At 67.7% G+C, this 18,701-nt stretch carries 13 protein-coding genes and 1 riboswitch; of the genes, 4 read left to right on the top strand and 9 right to left on the bottom strand.

The features are described from left to right. Positions 1 to 79 precede the first annotated feature (79 nt). From xylA to EJ903_RS15125, 3 genes are read right to left on the bottom strand one after another with little or no spacing between them, the layout of a single operon-like run. The gene (gene xylA / locus EJ903_RS15135; RefSeq protein WP_126616889.1) at positions 80 to 1,396 is read right to left on the bottom strand and encodes a xylose isomerase; all 1,317 of its coding nucleotides are present in this window, start codon (positions 1,394 to 1,396) and stop codon (positions 80 to 82) included. Next, positions 1,396 to 2,853: a xylulokinase gene (xylB, locus tag EJ903_RS15130; RefSeq protein WP_126616887.1), complete on the bottom strand. Its 1,458-nt coding sequence runs from the start codon at positions 2,851 to 2,853 to the stop codon at positions 1,396 to 1,398. The genes xylA and xylB overlap by 1 nt, the downstream gene beginning before the upstream one ends. A 48-nt stretch (positions 2,854 to 2,901) precedes the next feature. Further along, entirely contained in the window at positions 2,902 to 3,945 is a 1,044-nt protein-coding gene (locus EJ903_RS15125) for a LacI family DNA-binding transcriptional regulator (RefSeq protein WP_126616885.1), read from the bottom strand. Positions 3,946 to 4,171: 226 nt separating this feature from the next. Between EJ903_RS15125 and EJ903_RS15120 the strand changes: the two genes are divergently transcribed. Next, positions 4,172 to 5,332 (top strand): NnrS family protein, encoded by a 1,161-nt coding sequence (locus tag EJ903_RS15120; protein WP_126616883.1) that lies wholly within the window; start codon positions 4,172 to 4,174, stop codon positions 5,330 to 5,332. Positions 5,333 to 5,356: 24 nt separating this feature from the next. Here the strand turns inward: EJ903_RS15120 and EJ903_RS15115 are convergent, their stop codons facing one another. From EJ903_RS15115 to EJ903_RS15095, 5 genes are all read right to left on the bottom strand, one after another. Beyond that, on the bottom strand, positions 5,357 to 8,125 hold the full coding sequence (locus EJ903_RS15115; RefSeq protein WP_126616881.1) for a response regulator: 2,769 nt from the start codon (positions 8,123 to 8,125) through the stop codon (positions 5,357 to 5,359). After that, positions 8,122 to 8,979: a phosphate/phosphite/phosphonate ABC transporter substrate-binding protein gene (locus EJ903_RS15110; protein ID WP_126616879.1), complete on the bottom strand. Its 858-nt coding sequence runs from the start codon at positions 8,977 to 8,979 to the stop codon at positions 8,122 to 8,124. Before EJ903_RS15110 ends, EJ903_RS15115 begins: the two co-directional genes overlap by 4 nt. 395 nt (positions 8,980 to 9,374) lie before the next feature. Then, positions 9,375 to 12,446: a MexW/MexI family multidrug efflux RND transporter permease subunit gene (locus EJ903_RS15105; RefSeq protein WP_126616877.1), complete on the bottom strand. Its 3,072-nt coding sequence runs from the start codon at positions 12,444 to 12,446 to the stop codon at positions 9,375 to 9,377. Between the two features lie 10 nt (positions 12,447 to 12,456). Next, positions 12,457 to 13,689, bottom strand: coding sequence for an efflux RND transporter periplasmic adaptor subunit (locus tag EJ903_RS15100; protein WP_246015603.1), 1,233 nt, complete (start codon positions 13,687 to 13,689; stop codon positions 12,457 to 12,459). A 2-nt stretch (positions 13,690 to 13,691) separates the two neighbouring features. Continuing rightward, a complete protein-coding gene (locus EJ903_RS15095) occupies positions 13,692 to 14,459 on the bottom strand; it encodes a TetR/AcrR family transcriptional regulator (RefSeq protein WP_246015601.1) in 768 nt (255 codons plus the stop codon). A gap of 224 nt (positions 14,460 to 14,683) precedes the next feature. Here EJ903_RS15095 and EJ903_RS15090 point away from each other — a divergent pair, with 224 nt between their 5' ends. The 3 genes from EJ903_RS15090 (at position 14,684) to EJ903_RS15080 (ending at position 18,112) form a co-directional block, all read left to right on the top strand. Beyond that, positions 14,684 to 15,877, top strand: coding sequence for a urate hydroxylase PuuD (locus EJ903_RS15090; RefSeq protein WP_126616875.1), 1,194 nt, complete (start codon positions 14,684 to 14,686; stop codon positions 15,875 to 15,877). A gap of 28 nt (positions 15,878 to 15,905) precedes the next feature. Continuing rightward, positions 15,906 to 17,267, top strand: a complete 1,362-nt coding sequence (guaD, locus tag EJ903_RS15085; RefSeq protein ID WP_246015599.1) for a guanine deaminase — start codon at positions 15,906 to 15,908, stop codon at positions 17,265 to 17,267. 54 nt (positions 17,268 to 17,321) lie between these two features. Next, a riboswitch (yybP-ykoY riboswitch) is annotated at positions 17,322 to 17,470 on the top strand. Between the two features lie 99 nt (positions 17,471 to 17,569). Then, positions 17,570 to 18,112: a manganese efflux pump MntP gene (locus tag EJ903_RS15080; RefSeq protein ID WP_126617086.1), complete on the top strand. Its 543-nt coding sequence runs from the start codon at positions 17,570 to 17,572 to the stop codon at positions 18,110 to 18,112. Positions 18,113 to 18,378: 266 nt separating this feature from the next. Here the strand turns inward: EJ903_RS15080 and EJ903_RS15075 are convergent. Further along, a partial coding sequence (locus tag EJ903_RS15075; RefSeq protein WP_126616873.1) for a porin occupies positions 18,379 to 18,701 on the bottom strand: 323 nt, incomplete at its 5' end.

Below are 18,701 nucleotides of genomic sequence, written 5' to 3'. Positions count from 1 at the left end.
TCGGCGATCCGCTTGGGCGCGGTGGCCGTGGTGTTGCGGCGGTCGGCGGGGTGCCGACCGCTCGGGTGACAGACGGGGATCAGGCGTAACGGCTGACGATGTTCTCCAACCGCTCCTGACCGCCCGACGTGGGTTGCGGCCCGGCCCCGCGTTCCAGCGCGCGGTCGGCCAGGGTGGCGAGGCTGACGTCGCCCGCCAGGATGGCGCGGGCCTCGGCGCTGTCCCAACCGGCGTAGCGGCTGGCCAGCGGGGCTTCGATGGCGCGGTCCTCCAGCATGGCGGCGGCGTTCAGCAGGGCGCGGGCGCAGGCGTCCATTCCACCGGCATGGCCGTGCAGCAGATCGACCGGATCAATGGACTGGCGGCGGATCTTGGCGTCGAAATTCAGGCCGCCGGTTCCCAGACCGCCGTTCTTCAGAATTTCGTGGAAGACCAGGGTCATTTCGCCGATGTCGTTGGGGAACTGGTCGGTGTCCCAACCCAGCAGCCCATCGCCGCGATTCATGTCGAGCGAGCCGAACACCCCCAGCGCGTAGGCGAGCGCGACCTCGTGCTGGAAGCTGTGCCCGGCGAGGATGGCGTGGTTCTGCTCGATGTTCACCTTCACGTCGGCCAGCAGGTCGTAACGCTCCAGGAAGCCATAGACGGTGGCGACGTCGAAATCATACTGGTGCTTGGTGGGTTCGCGCGGCTTCGGTTCGATCAGCAGCGGGCCTTTGAAGCCGATCTTGTGCTTGTGCTCGGCCACCAGCGACAGGAAGCGGCCAAGCTGGTCCAACTCGCGCTTCAGATCGGTGTTCAGCAGGGTTTCATACCCCTCGCGGCCACCCCACAGCACATAATTGGCTCCACCCAGCGCGTGGGTGGCCTCCAGCGCGGCGCGGACCTGACCGGCGGCGTAGACGAACACCTCCGGGTCCGGGTTGGTCGCCGCACCGGCCATGTAGCGGCGGTGGGAAAACAGGTTGGCCGTGCCCCACAGCAGACGGGTTCCGGTGTCCGCCATCTTCTGTTGGAACAGGTCGGTGATGACCTTCAGATTGTCCACGCTTTCGGCCAGGGTCGCCCCTTCGGGCGCAGCGTCCAGATCGTGGAAGGTGAAGAAGGGGATGTCGAGCAGCCGGAACATCTCGAACGCGGCGTCGGCCTTGGCGTGGGCGGCGGCCATGGCGTCGGGCATGTGCATCCAGGGCCGCAGGAAGGTTTCCCCGCCGAACGGGTCGCCGCCCGGCCAACAGAAGCTGTGCCAATAGCAGGCGGCAAAGCGCAGATGGTCTTCCATCCGTTTGCCCAGCACGACGCGGTTCTTGTCGTACCAGCGGTAGGCCAGCGGATCCCGGCTGTCGGGACCCTGGTAGGTGATGGGCGACGCATCGCCGAAGAACGGGGCGGACATTACGAAGCGTACTCCTTGGCAAGCGGGTAGAGCCGACGCCAGCGCGCCCAGGCCGTGGCGTAGGCGGCGGCGCGGGCCGGATCGGGGGTGAAGGATTCCAGACGGCGGGGTTTGCGGCAGACGGTGGACGGGGCTTCGCCGGTGGCGGCCAGCCGCCCGAGATGGGCGGCCCCCAGGGCGGCCCCGACCTCGCCGTCTTCGATGCGGTGGACGGTGATTCCCAGAATATCGGCACCGATCCGCGCCCACAGGCGGGAGCGCGAGCCGCCCCCGGCCAGATCGATGGAGGCCGGGACGGTCCCGGTGGCGTTCAACGCGGCCAGATTGTCGCGCGCGGCAAAGGCCACGCCCTCCAGCACGGCTTGGGTCATGGCGTTGCGGTCGGTTTCCGCCCCCAGCCCGGCGAACAGGCCGCGCACGGTCGGGTCGTTGTGCGGCGTGCGCTCCCCCGACAGATAGGGCAGGAAGGCGACCGGCGAGGGGCCGGACACGCTGTCGCCCAGCGGGGCCAGCAACGCCGCCTCCGACGCGCCCAGAACCGAGGAGGCCCAGGCTAGCGAGGCCGCCGCCGACAGCATGACGCCCATCTGGTGCCACACGCCGGGCAGGGCGTGGCAAAAGGCATGGACCGCTGAGGCTGGATTGGGCAGATAGCGGTCGGTGGTGGCCCAGACCACACCGGAGGTTCCCAGGCTGAGGAAGGCGTCGCCCGGATCGGTGGCGGCCAGACCGACCGCACTCGCCGCGCAATCCCCCGCACCACCGGCGATCACCGGGGCGGTCTTCATGCCCCAGCGCTTGGCCAGATCGGCGGACAGCCGCGCGACCGCGTCGGACCCCTCGGCCAGATCGGGCATGTGGTCGCGGGTCAGGCGGCCAGCGGCCAGCAGATCGTCCGACCAGCGGCGGTTGGCGATGTCCAGCCACAGGGTGCCGGACGCGTCGGACATGTCCTCCACCATCGCGCCGGACAGACGCCAGCGGACATAGGCCTTGGGCAGCAGCACCTTGGCCACCGTCGCGAAGATCTCCGGCTCATGCTCGGCCACCCACAGCAGTTTCGGCGCGGTGAAGCCGGGCATGGCGATGTTGCCGCTGACGGCGCGGAAATCGGGCAGCGCGCGTTCCAGCGTGGTGCATTGGGCGAAGGACCGCCCGTCGTTCCACAGGATCGCCGGGCGCAGCACCGCGCCGTTGCGGTCGAGCAGGGTGGCCCCATGCATCTGGCCGGACAAGCCGACGCCGACCACATCGGCGACCGCGTCGGGCCAACCGGCGGCCAACTCGTCCACCGCCGCGATCGCCCCCGTCACCCATTGTTCGGGATCCTGTTCGGACCACAGCGGGTGCGGGCGCGACACCGTGCAGGGGCGCGACGCGGTGGCGACGACGGCCCCGTCGGCGTTCACCAGAACCGCCTTGACGCTGGATGTGCCGATGTCGATGCCGAGAAACATAACGGAGAACGCCTTTCGTGACGGATGGGCCAGGTGAACCGTGAGGGGTTAGGGCAGGTTGTCGCGCAGGATGACCTCGACGCGGATGTGCTCCTGTCCGGGGACGATGGGGCGGCCCGACACCAGCGCGCGCAGCACCCGCGCCATCGACCGGGCCTCGTGCCCCGGATCCTGGGCGACCAGGGCGGCGAAGGTGCCGTCGAGCAGCAGGCGGCGGCTGTCGGGCGTCAGCTCGTGCCCAACGCACAGGATGCGGCGGGCGGCTCCGGCGTCGGCCAGCGCCACGCCGATGCCCGCCGCCCCTTCGCCGGTGTTGTAGAGCGCGACCAGATCGGGGGTGTCGGTCAGCAGGCGGGTGACGAGCGCGCGGTTTTGCTGGGGATCGTCGCGCCCCTCCACCGGCGGCAGCAGGGTCACGGCCGGGTATTCCTCCGCCATCACCTGACCGAAGCCGAACAGGCGTTCGGCGTGGTCGCGCAGCGCGGCGGACCCGGTGACGATGCCGACGCGGCCCGTCCGTCCGCCCAGGAAGCGCCCGATCAGCGACCCCGCCGTGCGCCCGGCGGCGATGTTGTCGATGCCGACGTAATGGGCGCGGCGCGACGACGGCACGTCCGACACCAGCGTCACCACCGCCGTGCCGCCAGCGACCAGATCGTCGATGGCCGCGCGGACGCGCGGGTGGTCGAGCGCCACCACCGCGACCCCCTCGTACCGCCCGGCCAGCGACGCCAGTTCGGTGGCGAGCGTGTCGGCGTCGAACACGTTGGTTTCCAGGATGTCCGCTGTGATGCGGCGGGCGCGGAACCAGGGGGCCTGCGCGCGGATGTGGTCGGCGATGTCCTTCATGAAGCGGTTGTCGCCGCCGGGCAGCAGCACGGCGAACCGGCTGGGGCGGCTGCGCGCCAGCTCCGCCGCCGCCGCCAGGGGCTGGAAGTTCAGCCGTTCGATGGCGCTGTTGACCTTGCGCGCGGTCTTGTCGCTGACCCCCGGCCGCCCGTTGATGACGCGATCCACGGTGGCGAGGCTGACCCCCGCCGCCGCCGCGACGTCCTTCAAGGTGACATTCGATTGGGGATCGAGACTGTTCATGGCGCGGATCATTCCTCAGAAATTTGATGTGCGCAACTCAAAAATTGATGCATGATTATATCATTGAAAAACAACGATTTTCATTTCGTATGACCAATGGATTGAGCGCTTCTATGACGTGCGGCCATCACGCCATCTCTCAGACTCCGGGGGCTTGACCACCGTCAAGGCGGTGCCGGTTGCGCCGCGTCACCCTGTCGCTCTCTGCGATTCGAAGGCGACCGCGATGACCCGCTTGCCCACCCTGTTCCGCGACGGTTTCCGTGTGTTTTTCCTGTTCGCCGGTTTGGCCGCCTGCGGTTTTCTCGCGGCGTGGCTGGGCGTGCTGTGGACGGGTGACTGGCCGGATGGGCCGGTCGGGGCCAGTTCCTGGCACGCGCACGAGATGCTGTTCGGCATGATCGCCGCCGCCATCGCCGGGTTTCTGCTGACCGCCGTTCCCAACTGGACCGGGGTGCGCGCGGTGTCCGGTTGGCCGTTGGTTGGGTTGGGCGGGTTGTGGCTGGCGGCGCGGGTTGCCCTATTCCCGTGGACCGGCGCGCCGCTGATGCTGGCGACGGCGTTGGATGTGGCGTTCTTTCCGGCCCTGGGCTGGATGCTGGCCGGGCCGCTGCTGCGGGCGGGCAAGGCGCGCAACAGCGCCTTTTTGCTGCTTTTGGGCCTGCTCGCCGCCGCCAACCTGCTGATTCACCTGGAATGGCTGGGGCTGGTCGAGGACGGCGCGGACCGTGGTCTGGCGCTGGGGTTGGGCGTGGTGACGATGATGGTCACGGTGATCGGCGGGCGCATCCTGCCCGCCTTCACCCGCAACGCGTTGGGGCGGGCGGGCGGCGACATCCGGTCCCGCCCGTGGGTGGAGCGGGCGACGCTGGCGGTCACGGCGCTGTCGGTGCCGTTGGGGATGATCGAGGCCGGCGGCGCGCTGTTCGGGGGGGTGGCCCTGGCGGCGGCGGCGCTGCACGCCCTGCGGTTGGTCGGCTGGCGCGGCTGGCGGGCATGGCGGTCGCCGATCCTGTGGGTGCTGCATCTCGGCTACGCGTGGCTGCCGCTGGCCTTTCTGCTGAAGGCGCTGCACGCGTTGGCCGGTATCCCGGCGGCGGCGGGAACCCACGCCCTGACCGCCGGGGCCTGCGCCACCCTGATCCTGGCGGTGATGAGCCGGGCGTCGCTGGGGCACAGCGGGCGGCCGATTGTGGCGGCCCCGCTGACGGTTGCGGCCTATGCCCTGCTGACGCTGGCGGCGGCGTTGCGCGTGGCCGCGCCGTTGCTGCCGGTCGATGGGGTGTGGCCCAGCCTGCAAGGGGCCGGGCTGGTCTGGGTCGCCGCCTTCGCTTTGTATCTGTGGGTGTACACCCCGATCCTGCTGTCGCCCCGCGCGTCGGCTTGACCGGCGCGGGGCGTCACCCGGCTGTCATCCGGCCGGGCGCACCGCCGCTTTCATCGCCACCAGCGAGCGGTCGAACAGATCCGTCAGCCGGTCGCTGTTGTCCAGCACGGCGGCGGCGGGCGCGTGCTCCAGATCCTTGGCCAGCGTGCCCAGCGCCAAGGCCCCGAGATTCAGCGACATGCCTTTCAGGGTGTGGGCGCTGCGGTTGTGCGGTTCCCCGGCGCTGGCCTGGGCGATCAGCGCGTCGATGGTGATGCGACCGTTTTCGGCAAAACCGGACAGGGAGCTGTCCCAATCCTCCGCCTCCAGCACCTCCATCAGGATGCCGATCTGCTCATGGTCCAGCAGGTCGGCGTCGGGGGTGGTGGCGGTGGGGGGCATGGTCGGCTCTTCTGCGGCGGTCGGGGCGGTGTCGATAAGGGGTGCTCCGAGGGGGACGATGTCGGTTGCATCCGCCGTCACGCCGTCGGGCGTGGTGGTTTCGGCGTCCGCTTCAGCGGCCTTGTTGTCCCCGTTCAGCACCATGCCCATCTCAGCAAACAGGGCGGCGGGGCGCAAGGGCTTGGTGACGAATCCGTTCATGCCCGCCGACAGGCATTCCGGGCGGGAACTGCCCGACGCGTGGGCGGTCAGCGCGATGATCGGCACCCGGCCGCGCGGGCCGGGCAGGTCGCGGATGCGGCGGGTGGCGGTCAGGCCATCCATCCCCGGCATCTGCACGTCCATCAGAATGATGTCGTAATCCTCCTCGCGCGCCATCCGCACGGCGTCCAGGCCGTTGGCGGCCAACGCCACGCTGTGGCGGGACCGTTCGAGGATCCCGCGCACGATGTCGCGGTTGACGTCGATGTCGTCCACCGCCAGCACGCGCAGCGGCGGCAGGGCGGCGGTGCGGGCCGCTGCGGCCACGCCGACCTCCACCGCCCGCAGGGCCGACGGGTCGCCCATCCGCGCGACGATGGAAAAGCGGAAGACGCTGCCCCGGCCCGGCGCGGTTTCCACCCCGATGGTTCCACCCATCATCACGCACAGATCCCGGCAGATCGCCAGACCCAGCCCGGTCCCGCCATAGCGCCGGGTGATCGAGCTGTCGGCCTGGGTGAAGCGGTCGAACAGGGCGGGCACCGAATCGGGGGCGATGCCGATGCCGCTGTCCTCCACCTCGAACTCCAGCAGGAAGCGCCCGCCGTCGCGCTCCTCGCCCCGGCGGGCGCGCACGGCGACATAGCCCTCCTCGGTGAATTTGACCGCGTTGCCGATCAGGTTGAACAGGATTTGCCGCAGCCGGGCCGGATCGGTGACGATGACATCGGGGACCGACGGCATCATCCGCGCGGTCAGGGTCAGACCCTTTTCGTTGGCGCGCGGGCGCAGCACGTCCAGCACGCTGTCCACCAGCTGGACCGGGGCGCAATCGGCCTCCTCCAACTCGATCCGGCGGGCCTCCAGCTTGGACAGGTCCAGAATGTCGTCCAGCAGGCGCAGCAGGCTTTCCGCCGACCGGCGGGCGACGTCGGCCAGCCGCTTGTCCTCGGCGTTCAGATCGCCGTCGCCCAGCAGGGTGAGGTTGCCCAGCACCCCGTTCATCGGCGTGCGCAGCTCGTGGCTGACGGTGGCCAGGAATTCCGTCTTTGACCGGCTGGCGGCCTCGGCCTTTTCCTTGGCCTGGACGAGCTGCTGGGCGGCCAGACGGTTGTCGGTGACGTCGATGCACAGCCACAGCTTGCCGATGGTCATCCCGGCCCCGCTGCGCACCGGCACATTGTGCCAGCTGACGATGCGCCCGTCAGTCAGCGTCATCTCGCGCCGCTCGTCGGAGTCGATGGCGGTCAGATCCGCCGCGTCGGTGTCGCGCGGGCCGTTCCCGGCGTTGGCCAGCACATCGGCCAGCGCGGTGCCGACCGGGGTCCCACCCACCGCGAACAGCACGGCAAAGGCCGGGTTGGCGTAGGCGATCCGCCCGTCGCGCCCGACGAACAGCACGCCGAAATCCATCGCCGACAGCAGGGCGGACAGGCGGGCGCGCTCCTGTTCCACGTCGCGGGCGAGCGCCTCCTGCTCGTCCAGCGCGACGGTCAGTTGATCGACGCGTTCGCCGATGGCGCGGGACATGGTGTTGAAGGCCGCCCCCAGCCGTCCGATGTCGTCGTCGCCCTCCGGCAGGGCGGGCGGGGCGTAATCGCCCGCCGCCACCCGTTCGCTGGCGCGCGTCAGGGCGGTCAGGTGGCGGGTCATCCACAGGCCCAGCAAGGCCAGCAGCCCCGCCGACAGCAGGATTTCCGACAGGGCGATGGCGATGCCCTGGGTCAGCAGATCCTTGCGCGCGGCGACGATGTGCTGAAGATCCAGGCCGAATTGGATGCTGCCCAATTTCTGCCCGGCCAACGACACCGGGGCCGCCACGTCGAAACGGACGATTCCCGCCTTCGGTTCCAGCGTCAGGCTGGTTTCCGGCGACGGCAACAGCCGGTCGCGATTCCAGCCGCTGATGGCGACCAGCCGCCCGGTGCTGTCCTTCACCGCCAGATACTCGACCCCGCCGACCGAACGGCTTTCGTCCAACACGGCCTGGAGCGTGGCGTAGTCGCGCTGGGCCAGCGGGGCGACCAATGCGGCGTTCAGAATCGGCGTGACCTGATTGGCGTGCAGCTGCGCCTGTTCGCTGAGGCTGCCATAGAGCAGGCGGACGCTGTTGGTGACGAGCAGCGTCAGCATCACCGTTTCCACCGCCATGGCGGCGGCCAGCATGCGCCCCCGCAGAGTCTTCCAGGGGGCCAGGCGCGACAGGATCATGGTTTGGCCTTAAGGACGCGACGCACTTCCTCGGCCAACGGCTCCATCGTGGCCAGTTCGGCGTCGGAAATCTCACGATAGCCGCCCAGCGCGTTGGTGTCGAAGTAGGTTTTTCCCTCAGCGGTCGCACCGAAGGCGAGCAGCGCGTCATGGATGCGCGGCAACAGCGCGGCTTTGCGCGCGTTCAGCAGATAGACGCGCCCGGCCATCGCCGGGCTTTCGACGAGGGTGGTCAGCTTGGCCTGAACCTCCGGGGCCAGCTTGTGCCGGTTGGCGAGCGACATGAATCCGGCGGACGCGTCGCCCGACAGGACAATCTGCGCCACGCTGTCGGCGGCGCTGACGTAGCGGATCTGCACATCGGTGATCTTGTTGGTGTCCTTCAACCACTGCTGCCCCCACAGCGTGACCAGCGAGGACGGGTTGAGGCCCAGCACCGTGGTCCCGCGCAGCGACTCGGCGTTGGTGTAGGGGCTGCCCGCCGCCGTCACCACCACGGCGCGGAAATCGGCCTTGTAGGTCAGAACCGGGCGGTAGCCCGCATCGCTTTTCAGCAATTGGGCCTGATGGCCGGTGGTGATCGCCAGATCGTAATCCTGTTCCAGCGCCCGTTGGGCGAAGACGGTGAAATCCGGCGCGGTGATGATTTCCACCGGTTGGCCGACGGCGGCCTCCAACGCGCGGCGCACCGGCTGGTACTGTTCGATGATGACGCGTGCGCTGGTGTGCGGGGCGATGCCGATGCGGAAGGGGGCGGCGTCCTGGGCGCGGCCCGGGATCGCCCACAGGCTGCACAGGATGGCCAGCGCACCGGCCAGAAACGTGGCAACGGGAAGACGGGGACGCTTGGACATCGGCAAGACGCTTTCCGGCAGGGTGGCGACCGCCCCGCGCGAAGGATTGGCAACCCCGCAGCGCAAAGCGGCAATTTTGTATCACGGAATTCCCTGAAACGGTAGAGCCATGCCCGTGTGAAAAACTGTGGGCCAATCCCGACAAATGCGGTCAAGTGTTCGGTCCGTAAATTTCCTCATCTTTGTTCGAAATGTGAAGTATAAGGATTCTCTGTTGCGCCATCATACTTTTGTCTTGGCGTTGAAGCGCGCGTTTGTCTGCGTGCGTTCCAACGCTGTTGGCGCTTGTTTGGATGGGGCGCACTCTGATCGCAACGTCGAAGGCAAGATAGGGAAAACCCCTGCCTCCGGGGGGAGGCAGGGGTTTTCCCGTCATGATGTTGCAGCGCGGGGTGTTACAGGGTGGACAGTTCCACCGCCCGCGCCGTGCGGGTGGCCGCGTGGTGGTCCTTGGCCAACACGGTGTAGACGGCGGGCAGGACGAACAGGGTGAACAGCGTCCCGATCAGCATGCCCGCCACGATCACCAGACCGATGGAAAAGCGGCTGGCGGCACCCGCCCCGGCGGCGGTCAGCAGCGGGACCAGACCCACCACCATCGCCGCCGTGGTCATCAGGATCGGGCGCAGACGGACGCGGGCCGCGTGTTCGATCGCGGTGCGGCGGTCCACCCCCTCGTTGATCTGCATCTCGCGGGCGAACTCCACCAGCAAGATGCCGTGCTTGCTGATGAGACCGATCAGCGTGACCAAGCCCACCTGGGTGTAGATGTTCATCGTCGCCACGCCGAAGAACAGCGGCAACAGCGCGCCGCAGATCGACATCGGCACCGAAATCAGGATCACCAGCGGGTCGCGCAGCGATTCAAACTGCGCGGCCAGCACCAGGAAGATGACGATCAAGGCAAAGGCGAAGGTCACGACCAGCTGATTGCCTTCGGTCACATACTGGCGCGATTCCGACAGATAGGCGTGGTTGAACCCGGCGGGCAGATGGGTGCGCGCCTGCTCCTCCAGGAAATCCACCGCCTGGCCCATGGTGACGCCCGGCATCGGCACGGCGGAGAAGGTGGCCGAGGGCAACTGGTTGTACTTGTTCAGCGCGTTCGGTTCGGTCGCCGTTTCGATCCGCACCACGGTGGACAGCGGGATCTGCGCCCCCGATCCGGTGGTGACGTAGAATTTGGTCAGATCCTCCGGCGTCAGGCGCTGGGCGCGCGGCACCTGGGGGATCACCTCGTAAGACCGGCCGTTCAGGTTGAAGCGGTTGACGTAGTTGCCGCCGACCATCACCGCCAGCGTGTCGGCCACCGACTTCATCGACAGGCCGAGATCCGCCGCCTTGGCGCGGTCGATCTTCAGCCGGATCACCGGGCTGTCATATTGCAGATCGCTGTCGGTGACGATGAACATGCCGCTTTTGTTGGCGGCGTCCTTGATGCGCTCCATCGCGTCATAGATGGTGCGGTAATCGCCGGAGCTGGAAATCACCATCTGCACCGGCAGGCCGCCGGTGGAGCCGGGTAGGGCCGGGGGCGACACCAGGAAGACGTTCAGGCCGGTGATCTTGTTCAACTCCGCCTGGGCCAGCGGTTGCAGCTCCTTGGCGCTGCGGGTGCGCTCGTCCCACGGCTTCAGGATCATGCCGGCGAAGCCCTGGTTGAGCGTTGGCATGCCGGTCAGGATGAAGCGGGTGTCGGTCTCGGGGAAGGATTTGAAGGTGTCGTCCAGCCCCTTGCCAAAGCTGGTGATGTAATCGAGGTTCGAATATTGCGGGGCCTTGGAGATGCCGAACAGGATGCCCTGATCCTCTTCCGGGGCCAACTCGCTCATGGTGTTGGCGAACAGATAGCCCACGCTCATCAGAACGCCGACGGCGAACAGCAGGGTGGCCGCGCGGTAGTTCAACATGCCGTCCAGCCGACGGATGTACCAGTCCGACAGCCGGTTGAAGCAGCGGTCGAGGAAGGCGGCGAAGCGGCCCTGGTGGCTGTGGTCGCGCAGGATGATGGAGCACATCATCGGCGACAGGGTGAGCGCGACCACGCCCGACACGACGACCGACGCGGCGAGTGTGAAGGCGAATTCGCGGAACAGCGCGCCGGTCAACCCGCCCAGGAAGCCGATGGGGGCGTAGACGGCGGCCAGCGTGATGGTCATCGAAATGACCGGGCCGATGATCTCCCGCGCGCCGATGATGGCGGCGGCGACCGGCGATTTGCCCTCTTCCACATGGCGATGGACGTTTTCCACCACGACGATGGCGTCGTCCACCACCAGCCCGATGGCCAGCACCATCGCCAGCAGGGTCAGCAGATTGATCGAGAAGCCCAGCGCCAGCATGAAGGTGCAGGCCCCGATGATCGACAGCGGGATCGTCACCACCGGGATCAGCACGGAGCGGAAGGAGCCGAGGAACAGATAGATGACGGCGATGACGATGACGACCGCTTCGATCAGCGTCTTCACCACCTCGTCGATCGAGGATTGGATGAAGCGCGTGCTGTCATACACGATGTCCATCGACATGTTGGGCGGCAGGTTGCGCCGCAGCTCCGGGACCATCTTGCGGATGTCGGCGACGATGTTCAGCGGGTTGCCGGTCGGCGTGGCGTCGACACCGATGAAGATGGCCTCCTGGCCGTTCATGGCGACGCTGGCGTTGAAGCTCTGCGCCCCCAACTCCACCGTGCCGATGTCGCGCAGGCGGACCAGCGCGCCGTCCTTGGCCTTCACCACCATGTCGCGGAACTGCTCCACGTCGGTCAGGCCGGTGTTGGCGGTGACGTTGGTGATGACGAACATGCCCTTGGTCTGGCCGGGGGCGGACTGGTAATTGTTGGCGGCGATGGCCGCCGACACGTCCGCCGCCGCGATGCCGCGCGCCGCCATCCGCACCGGGTCGAGCCACAGCCGCATGGCAAAGGTCTGGCCGCCGAGAATCTGGGCGCGGGCCACCCCGTCCACCGTCGCCAGATTGGGTTGGACGACGCGGGTCAGGTAATCGGAAATCGCCGCGCCCGACAGTTCGGTGCTGGAGAAGCCCATGTAAAGGATCGAGGTGGTCTCGCCGGTCGATTTCAGGATGACCGGGTCGTTCGCCTCTTTGGGAAGCTGATACTTGACCTGATTGACCTTGGCCATGACGTCGGTCATCGCGACGTTGGGGTCGAAGTTCAACCGGATGTTGGCGGTGACGACGCTCTGCCCCTGGGTGGAGGAGGAGGTCAGGTAATTGATGCCCTCCGCCGAGGACACCGCCTGTTCGATCGGCGTGGCGATGAAGCCCTGCATCAGATCGGGCGACGCGCCGGGGTAGCTGGTGGTGATGGTGATGACGGTGTTCTGAAGCTGGGGGTATTGCCGGATCGGCATTTCCAGCAGGGCGCGCAACCCGATCAGCAGGATCAGCAGGCTGACCACCACCGACAGGATCGGGCGACGGATGAACAGATCAGTGAAACTCATGACGCCGCCCTCAATTCTGCGGCAGGGTGGCGGGGGGGACCAGCGTCGGGCTGTCCGACACCGACACCGCCGCCCCGTTCGCCAGCTTGAGCTGACCCGACACGACCACGCGGTCGCCCGGCTTCAACCCTTCGCGGATTTCCACCCGGTTCTGCGTGCGGTCGCCGACCTTCACCGGGCTGCGCTGAACCACCAGTTGATCCTTGCCGTCGGGCGTCTTCTGGTTCACCGCGACGAACACGGAATCGCCGTAGACGGTGTAGTCGATGGCGGTTTCCGGCACGGTCAGGGTGTTGGGCTGCGGCGGCAGCACGACGCGCACGTTGGCGAACATGCCGGGACGCAGCGCCCGGTCGCGGTTGTCGAGCGTGGCCTGAACCTTCACCGCGCGGGTGTCGGCGCTGACCTGCGGTTCGATGGTGGTGATGGTCGCGTCGAAATCACGGCCGGGGAACGGATCGGCGTTGACCAGCAGCTTCTGGCCGATGGACAGCCGGGGGAACGCCTGTTCCGGCAGGGTGAAGTTGACGTAGAGCTGGGCCAGATCGGTCAGGGTGACGATGGTCGCCCCCGCCGTGACGTAGTCGCCGACGTTGATCTGACGAATGCCAAGCTGGCCGTCGAACGGCGCGCGGATCAGCTTTTGCGCGATCAGCGCCTGGGTGCGCTTCATGTTCGCGTTGATCTCGTCCAACTGCGCCTGATACTGGTCGACGTTGCTTTGCGGCGTGGCCTGGCTGCGCCGCAGGTCGCGGTAACGGTCCAGATTGAGTTCGGCCAAACGGGCCTGGGCGCGCTGGGCCAACTGGTCGGCCTGTTCGGTGGCGTCGTTCAACTGCACCAGCGGGTCGCCCGCCTTGACGGTGGCCCCGGATTCGAACGGGATCTGCAGGACGCGCCCGGCAACCTCCGGGGCGACGGTCACTTGGCGGGACGCGACCAGCGTGCCGATGGCGGTCAGGTATTTCGGCACCGTCTGCATGGTCGCTTCGGCCAGCGCCACCGGGGTGGGCGGCGGTTTGTTGTTGGCGAAGAAATCGGCGATGGCCTTGGCGCGGAAGGCGTTGAAGCCATACAGCCCGGCCCCGAGCAGGCCCAGAATGATGAGGGTGATGATCAGCCGCACCGCCAGCGCGCCGCGCCGCACGGGCGGGCGTTCGCCGGGGCCGCCCGCCGCATGGCCGACAGAGGCCGCCGGATGGCCGAACGACGTCTCGGTTTTGGGGGAATTGTCCAGGGTCACGGTCAGTTGCTCCGAATCGGATCGGTGTGGACCTGCGCGGCGTCGGGCGAGCGCAAGGGATCAAAAGGCGCAAAAGGAAAGCGTGCGTGTGCTTCCTGCGCGGCGATCGCCTCGTCGCGCATCCCAAGCCCACGCAGGATGAACCAGATGGCTTGCCGCGCCAAGTCCGCGCGGTCGCCGTTGTAGGGAACCAGCGAGCGCCCGCTCAGACAGGTGGCGCCAAAGCCCATGCACAGGTGATCGGCCAGCCACAGGGCGTTGTCGGCCAGGATCGGCCCCGGAACCAGATCGCCCGCAGCGGCGGCGGCCCGGATGGCGGCGGCAAAAGTGGGCAAAAAGCGCTCCCGCAACCCGTCATACACCAGCCGCATGAACTCCCCATCTTCCAGAAGACTCAGCAACGTCAGGCGATGACGCGCCCGTTCCTCGCCATCATCGGGCAGATCGATGACGAAATGACGAACCAGCGCCTGGATCATCTGCGCCAGAGTGGCGGTGGAGGCGGGCAGGGCGACGAGCCGGGCGTATTCGGGATCGTCGTCGATGCAAGACAGGAAGATCGCTTCGTACAGCGAGGCTTTGGAGGGGAAATGCTTGAAGATCAGCGCCTCCGACACGCCGGCGGCCTGCGCGATCTCCTTGGTGGTGGTTGCGGCGAAACCCTTGCCCGCGAACAGCGGCAGCGCGCTGTCGAGGATGGCTTTGCGCCGGGCGGCGGCGTTGAGGCGGGGAGCCATGGGCGTCACGCGGGGTGTCAGAGGAGGTGTCACGGGGGAAATCCATCAATAGTGAGCACTCACTCACTTACCGATGACACCGTTACGCCGACACGCGCCCGCTGTCCAGCGGAATTTTGCGAGCCGGTCGCAGGTGTGACCGCGCCAGCGCATTCTTCGGCATTCTTTGAAGCTGTTGGAAACCCACTCCCGGTTTCCCCCGCGCCGCAAATGCCCGTAGTCTGGTGACACTCCGGGCTGACAAGGGGGCGTGCGCGATGGAACCCATTCTGTGGGAGTGGATCAACACGGTGGCGCGGTGGCTGCACGTCATCACCGCCGTGGCCTGGATCGGATCGTCCTTTTACTTCATCCACCTCGATGCCTCGCTGAAGCGGCGTGAGGGGGCACCGCCGGGCACGGCGGGCGACGCCTGGCAAATCCACGGCGGCGGTTTTTACCACATGACCAAATACATGGTGGTCCCGCCCCACATGCCCGATGACCTCACATGGTTCAAATGGGAATCCTACGCCACCTGGATGAGCGGCTTTTTCCTGATGGTGGTGCTGTATTACCGGGGGGCCGATCTGTTCCTGATCGATCAGGATGTGATGGCGCTCGCCCCCTGGCAGGCGGTGGGCCTCAGCGCCGGGCTGCTGCTGCTGGGGTGGAAGGCGTATGACAGCCTGTGCAAATCGCCGCTGGGCCGCAACGACGTGGCGCTGGCACTGACCGGCTTCGTCCTGCTGGTGGCGACCGCCTGGGCGATGACCCGGATCTACAGCGGGCGCGGGGCGATGCTGCAAATGGGCGCGCTGATGGGGACGATGATGGCGGCCAACGTCTTCATGCTCATCATCCCCAACCAGCGCAAGACGGTCGCCGCCCTGATGCGCGGCGAGGCGGCGGACCCGGCGCTGGGCAAACAGGCCAAGCAGCGCTCTCTGCACAACAATTACCTGACGCTGCCGGTCATCTTCCTGATGATCTCCAACCATTACCCGCTCGTCACCTCCACCCGCTACAATTGGGTGATCGTGGCGTTGGTGCTGGTGGTTGGGGCGGCGATCCGCCATTTCTTCAACAGCCAGCACGCGGGCAAGCCATCGCCCTGGTGGACCTGGGGTGTCGCCGTCGCCGGGATGCTGGCCGCCGTGTGGTTGAGCGGCTTCGGCCCGGCGGACCGGACCCGGCTGGGCGCGCTTCCCACCCCCGTCACCGTCGCGCAGGTCGAGGAGATCGTGCAAACCCGGTGCAGCATGTGCCACGCCGAAACCCCGGTGTGGGACGGCATCGCCAGCGCCCCGCGCGGCGTGGCGCTGGACAGCCCGGCCGCCATCCGTCGCCACGCCGAGCAGATCCGGGTTCAGGCCGGGTTGAGCCGCGCCATGCCCCCCGCCAACATCACCGGTATGACCCCCGACGAACGCGCCGTGCTGGCGGCGTGGTCGGGCGACACCGCCCGCTGACCGACCTTGCGCCTTGGGAATCCCCGCTGTGACCGCTGCCGTGACCAACGCCGCTTCGCCCGCCACCCCGCCCCGCATCACCGCCGTGCGCGGGCGTCTGCTCAGCTTCCGGCGCGCGCCGGTCGAGCCGGGCGACACCAGCAGCTATGACCACATTCCCGATGGTCTGCTGCTGATCGCTGATGGCCGGATCGCGGCGGTGGGGGCCTACGCCGACCTCAAGGACCGCGTCCCGGCGGGGGTGACGGTCGCCCATCATCCCGATGGCCTGATCCTGCCGGGCTTCATCGACACCCACATTCATTTTCCGCAAACGCAGGTCATCGCCTCCTACGGCGCGCAACTGCTCGATTGGCTGGAAACCTACACCTTCATCGAGGAGCAGAAATACGCCGATCCCGACCACGCCGCCGCCGGGGCCGCGTTCTTCCTGGATGAGCTGCTGCGCAACGGCACGACGACGGCGGTGGCCTATGGCTCCGTCCACCCGCAATCGGTCGAGGCGCTGTTCACCGAGGCCGAACGGCGCGGCGCGGGGTTGATCGCCGGAAAGGTGATGATGGACCGCCACGCCCCCGCCGCCCTGACCGACACGGCGGAGCGGGGCTATGCCGACAGCAAGGCGTTGATTGACCGTTGGCACCGGCACGGACGGCAGCGCTACGCGGTGACGCCGCGCTTTGCCATCACCTCCACCGAGGCGCAGTTGGCGGCGGCGGGAACGCTGCTGCGCGAGCATCCCGGCGTCCACATGCAGACGCATCTGTCGGAAAACCACGACGAGATCGCCACGGTCCGCCGCCTGTTCCCGACCGCGCGCGATTACACCGACGTCTACGACCGTTTCGGGCTGCTGGGGCCGACCTCGCTGTTCGGCCACTGCATCCACCTGTCCGAAGCCGAAATGACCCGCTTGTCCGAAAGCGGATCGGTGGCGGTCTTCTGCCCGACCTCCAACCTGTTCATCGGCAGCGGCCTGTTCGACCGCGCGGCCCTGTCCAACCCCGCCCGCCCGGTGCGCCACGCGCTCGCCACCGACGTCGGCGGGGGAACCAGCTATTCGATGCTGCGCACGGCGGGGGAGGCTTACAAGGTGTTGCAACTGCGCGGCCAGAATCTGCCCGCGCTCGCCGCCTTCGATCTGATGACGCGCGGCAACGCGGAGGCGCTGGGCATGGCCGACGAGATCGGCGTGTTGGAGCCGGGGCGCTGGGCCGATCTGGTTGTGCTCGAGTCGCGGGCCACCCCGGCTATGCGACATCGCATGATGACCATCGACGGGGATCTGGAGGAGGAGCTGTTCGTCCTGATGACCCTGGGCGACGACCGCGCCGTCACCCACACCTATCTGCGCGGCGAACCCGCCCACCGCCGGGATGCGGAGGGGTGAGACGGTGCCGATTGGTCAAAGCGGTTGACCAATGCCCCCGCAACCTGTAGGAGTTTGCCCGTCATTGGGGAGTAGCCACCCTCCGGTTTCAGGAGGGGTTCGCGTCAACAGACTTGGACGGGTCGGCTTTGGCCGCATCCGCCATGGCGCGCGCAGCGATCCGACCCGGATCGGCCCGGCGAGACCAGTGGTTCAGACCGCTCCGCAAGGCCAGCCGGAGTCCGTCTGAATCCACTGCGATTCGACTGGCCGGGGATTGCGTTGTGATCGGTACCTCTCTGGCGCTTGCCTTCAGCCTGTCCATGGATTCCTTCGCCGCCGCGCTGGGGCGCGGGGCCTGTCTGCGCCGTCCCGGCCTGCCCGAAGCGGTCAAGGTCGGGGTGGCCTTTGGCCTGTGCCAATTCGCCATGCCGCTGATCGGCTGGTCGGTCGGCATCGCCTTTGCCTCGCTGGTCGAGGCGGTCGATCACTGGATCGCCTTTGGTTTGCTGCTGCTGGTGGGTGGGGCGATGATCCGCAACGCCTTTGGCGGCGAGGAGGAGGAGGGCGAGGCCGATTGCGGCCCGTCGGGCCGCAGCGGGCGCGCCGAATGGCTGGCCCTGTTGACCACGGCGGTCGCCACCAGCATCGACGCGGCGGCGGTCGGGGCCGGGTTGGCGTTGGTGGACGTGGACATGGTCACGACCTCGCTGCTGATCGGCGTCGTCACCTTCGCCGTGGCCTTTGGCGGTGTGCTGATCGGCCGGGCGGCGGGCAACCGCATGGGTCGTTGGGCCGAACTGGCGGGCGGCATCACCCTGATCGGCCTGGGGACCAAGATCCTGATCGAACACACACTTGGTTGATCGGTATGGGTGGATCGGCGCAAAAAAAGGCCGGGCGTGAAACGCCCGGCCCGCAAGGCTAACCTCTCCCCAGGAGAATCGCGAGAGGTCGGAGGACAACACCAGAATGAGACGGCTGGCCCGGCGAACCGGCCCAACCCCATGAAGCGTTCACGCGAGTCCAGAATGACCGTCAAACGCGTGAACGGCGGTGCGGGTACGGCGCACCGCAGCCACGGTCGGCCCCCGTCTCGAAGAGGCCGACCGGGATTCAAACCGCCGTTCGCTTAGAAAGCGAGGTCGGTGCGGGCGAGGAAGACGTTGCCCTTGTCGTTGCTGCCAGCGACGTCGGAGCGGATCTTGAAGTGGTCGAATTCCGGACCGACCGACAGGCCGGGGGCGACGACGTAACGGGCACCGATGGTGTACAGCTCGGTCTTGAGCTTGCCGGTGGTGGTCAGGCTGCCCGCGTCCTGCGCGTTCAGATAGCCCAGGCCGACGGTGAACGGGCCGGTGGTGTATTGCGCGCCCAGCGTCCAGACATTCTGGGCTTCGCGGCTGCGGGCCGTGGCCAGGCTGGATTGCTTGACGTAGCCGCTCTTGCCCGACC

Origin of the sequence: Azospirillum griseum (assembly GCF_003966125.1) — a bacterium.
In the GTDB taxonomy this organism is placed as follows: Bacteria; Pseudomonadota; Alphaproteobacteria; order Azospirillales; family Azospirillaceae; genus Azospirillum; species Azospirillum griseum.
This window is presented reverse-complemented; position numbering and strand designations above follow the sequence as displayed.

Coding starts and splice junctions, on each gene's coding strand:
- xylA (WP_126616889.1), bottom strand. CDS start 1,396: ATGTCCGCCCCGTTCTTCGGCGATGCGTCGCCCATCACCTACCAGGGT.
- xylB (WP_126616887.1), bottom strand. CDS start 2,853: ATGTTTCTCGGCATCGACATCGGCACATCCAGCGTCAAGGCGGTTCTG.
- EJ903_RS15125 (WP_126616885.1), bottom strand. CDS start 3,945: ATGAACAGTCTCGATCCCCAATCGAATGTCACCTTGAAGGACGTCGCG.
- EJ903_RS15120 (WP_126616883.1), top strand. CDS start 4,172: ATGACCCGCTTGCCCACCCTGTTCCGCGACGGTTTCCGTGTGTTTTTC.
- EJ903_RS15115 (WP_126616881.1), bottom strand. CDS start 8,125: ATGATCCTGTCGCGCCTGGCCCCCTGGAAGACTCTGCGGGGGCGCATG.
- EJ903_RS15110 (WP_126616879.1), bottom strand. CDS start 8,979: ATGTCCAAGCGTCCCCGTCTTCCCGTTGCCACGTTTCTGGCCGGTGCG.
- EJ903_RS15105 (WP_126616877.1), bottom strand. CDS start 12,446: ATGAGTTTCACTGATCTGTTCATCCGTCGCCCGATCCTGTCGGTGGTG.
- EJ903_RS15090 (WP_126616875.1), top strand. CDS start 14,684: ATGGAACCCATTCTGTGGGAGTGGATCAACACGGTGGCGCGGTGGCTG.
- EJ903_RS15080 (WP_126617086.1), top strand. CDS start 17,570: ATGGATTCCTTCGCCGCCGCGCTGGGGCGCGGGGCCTGTCTGCGCCGT.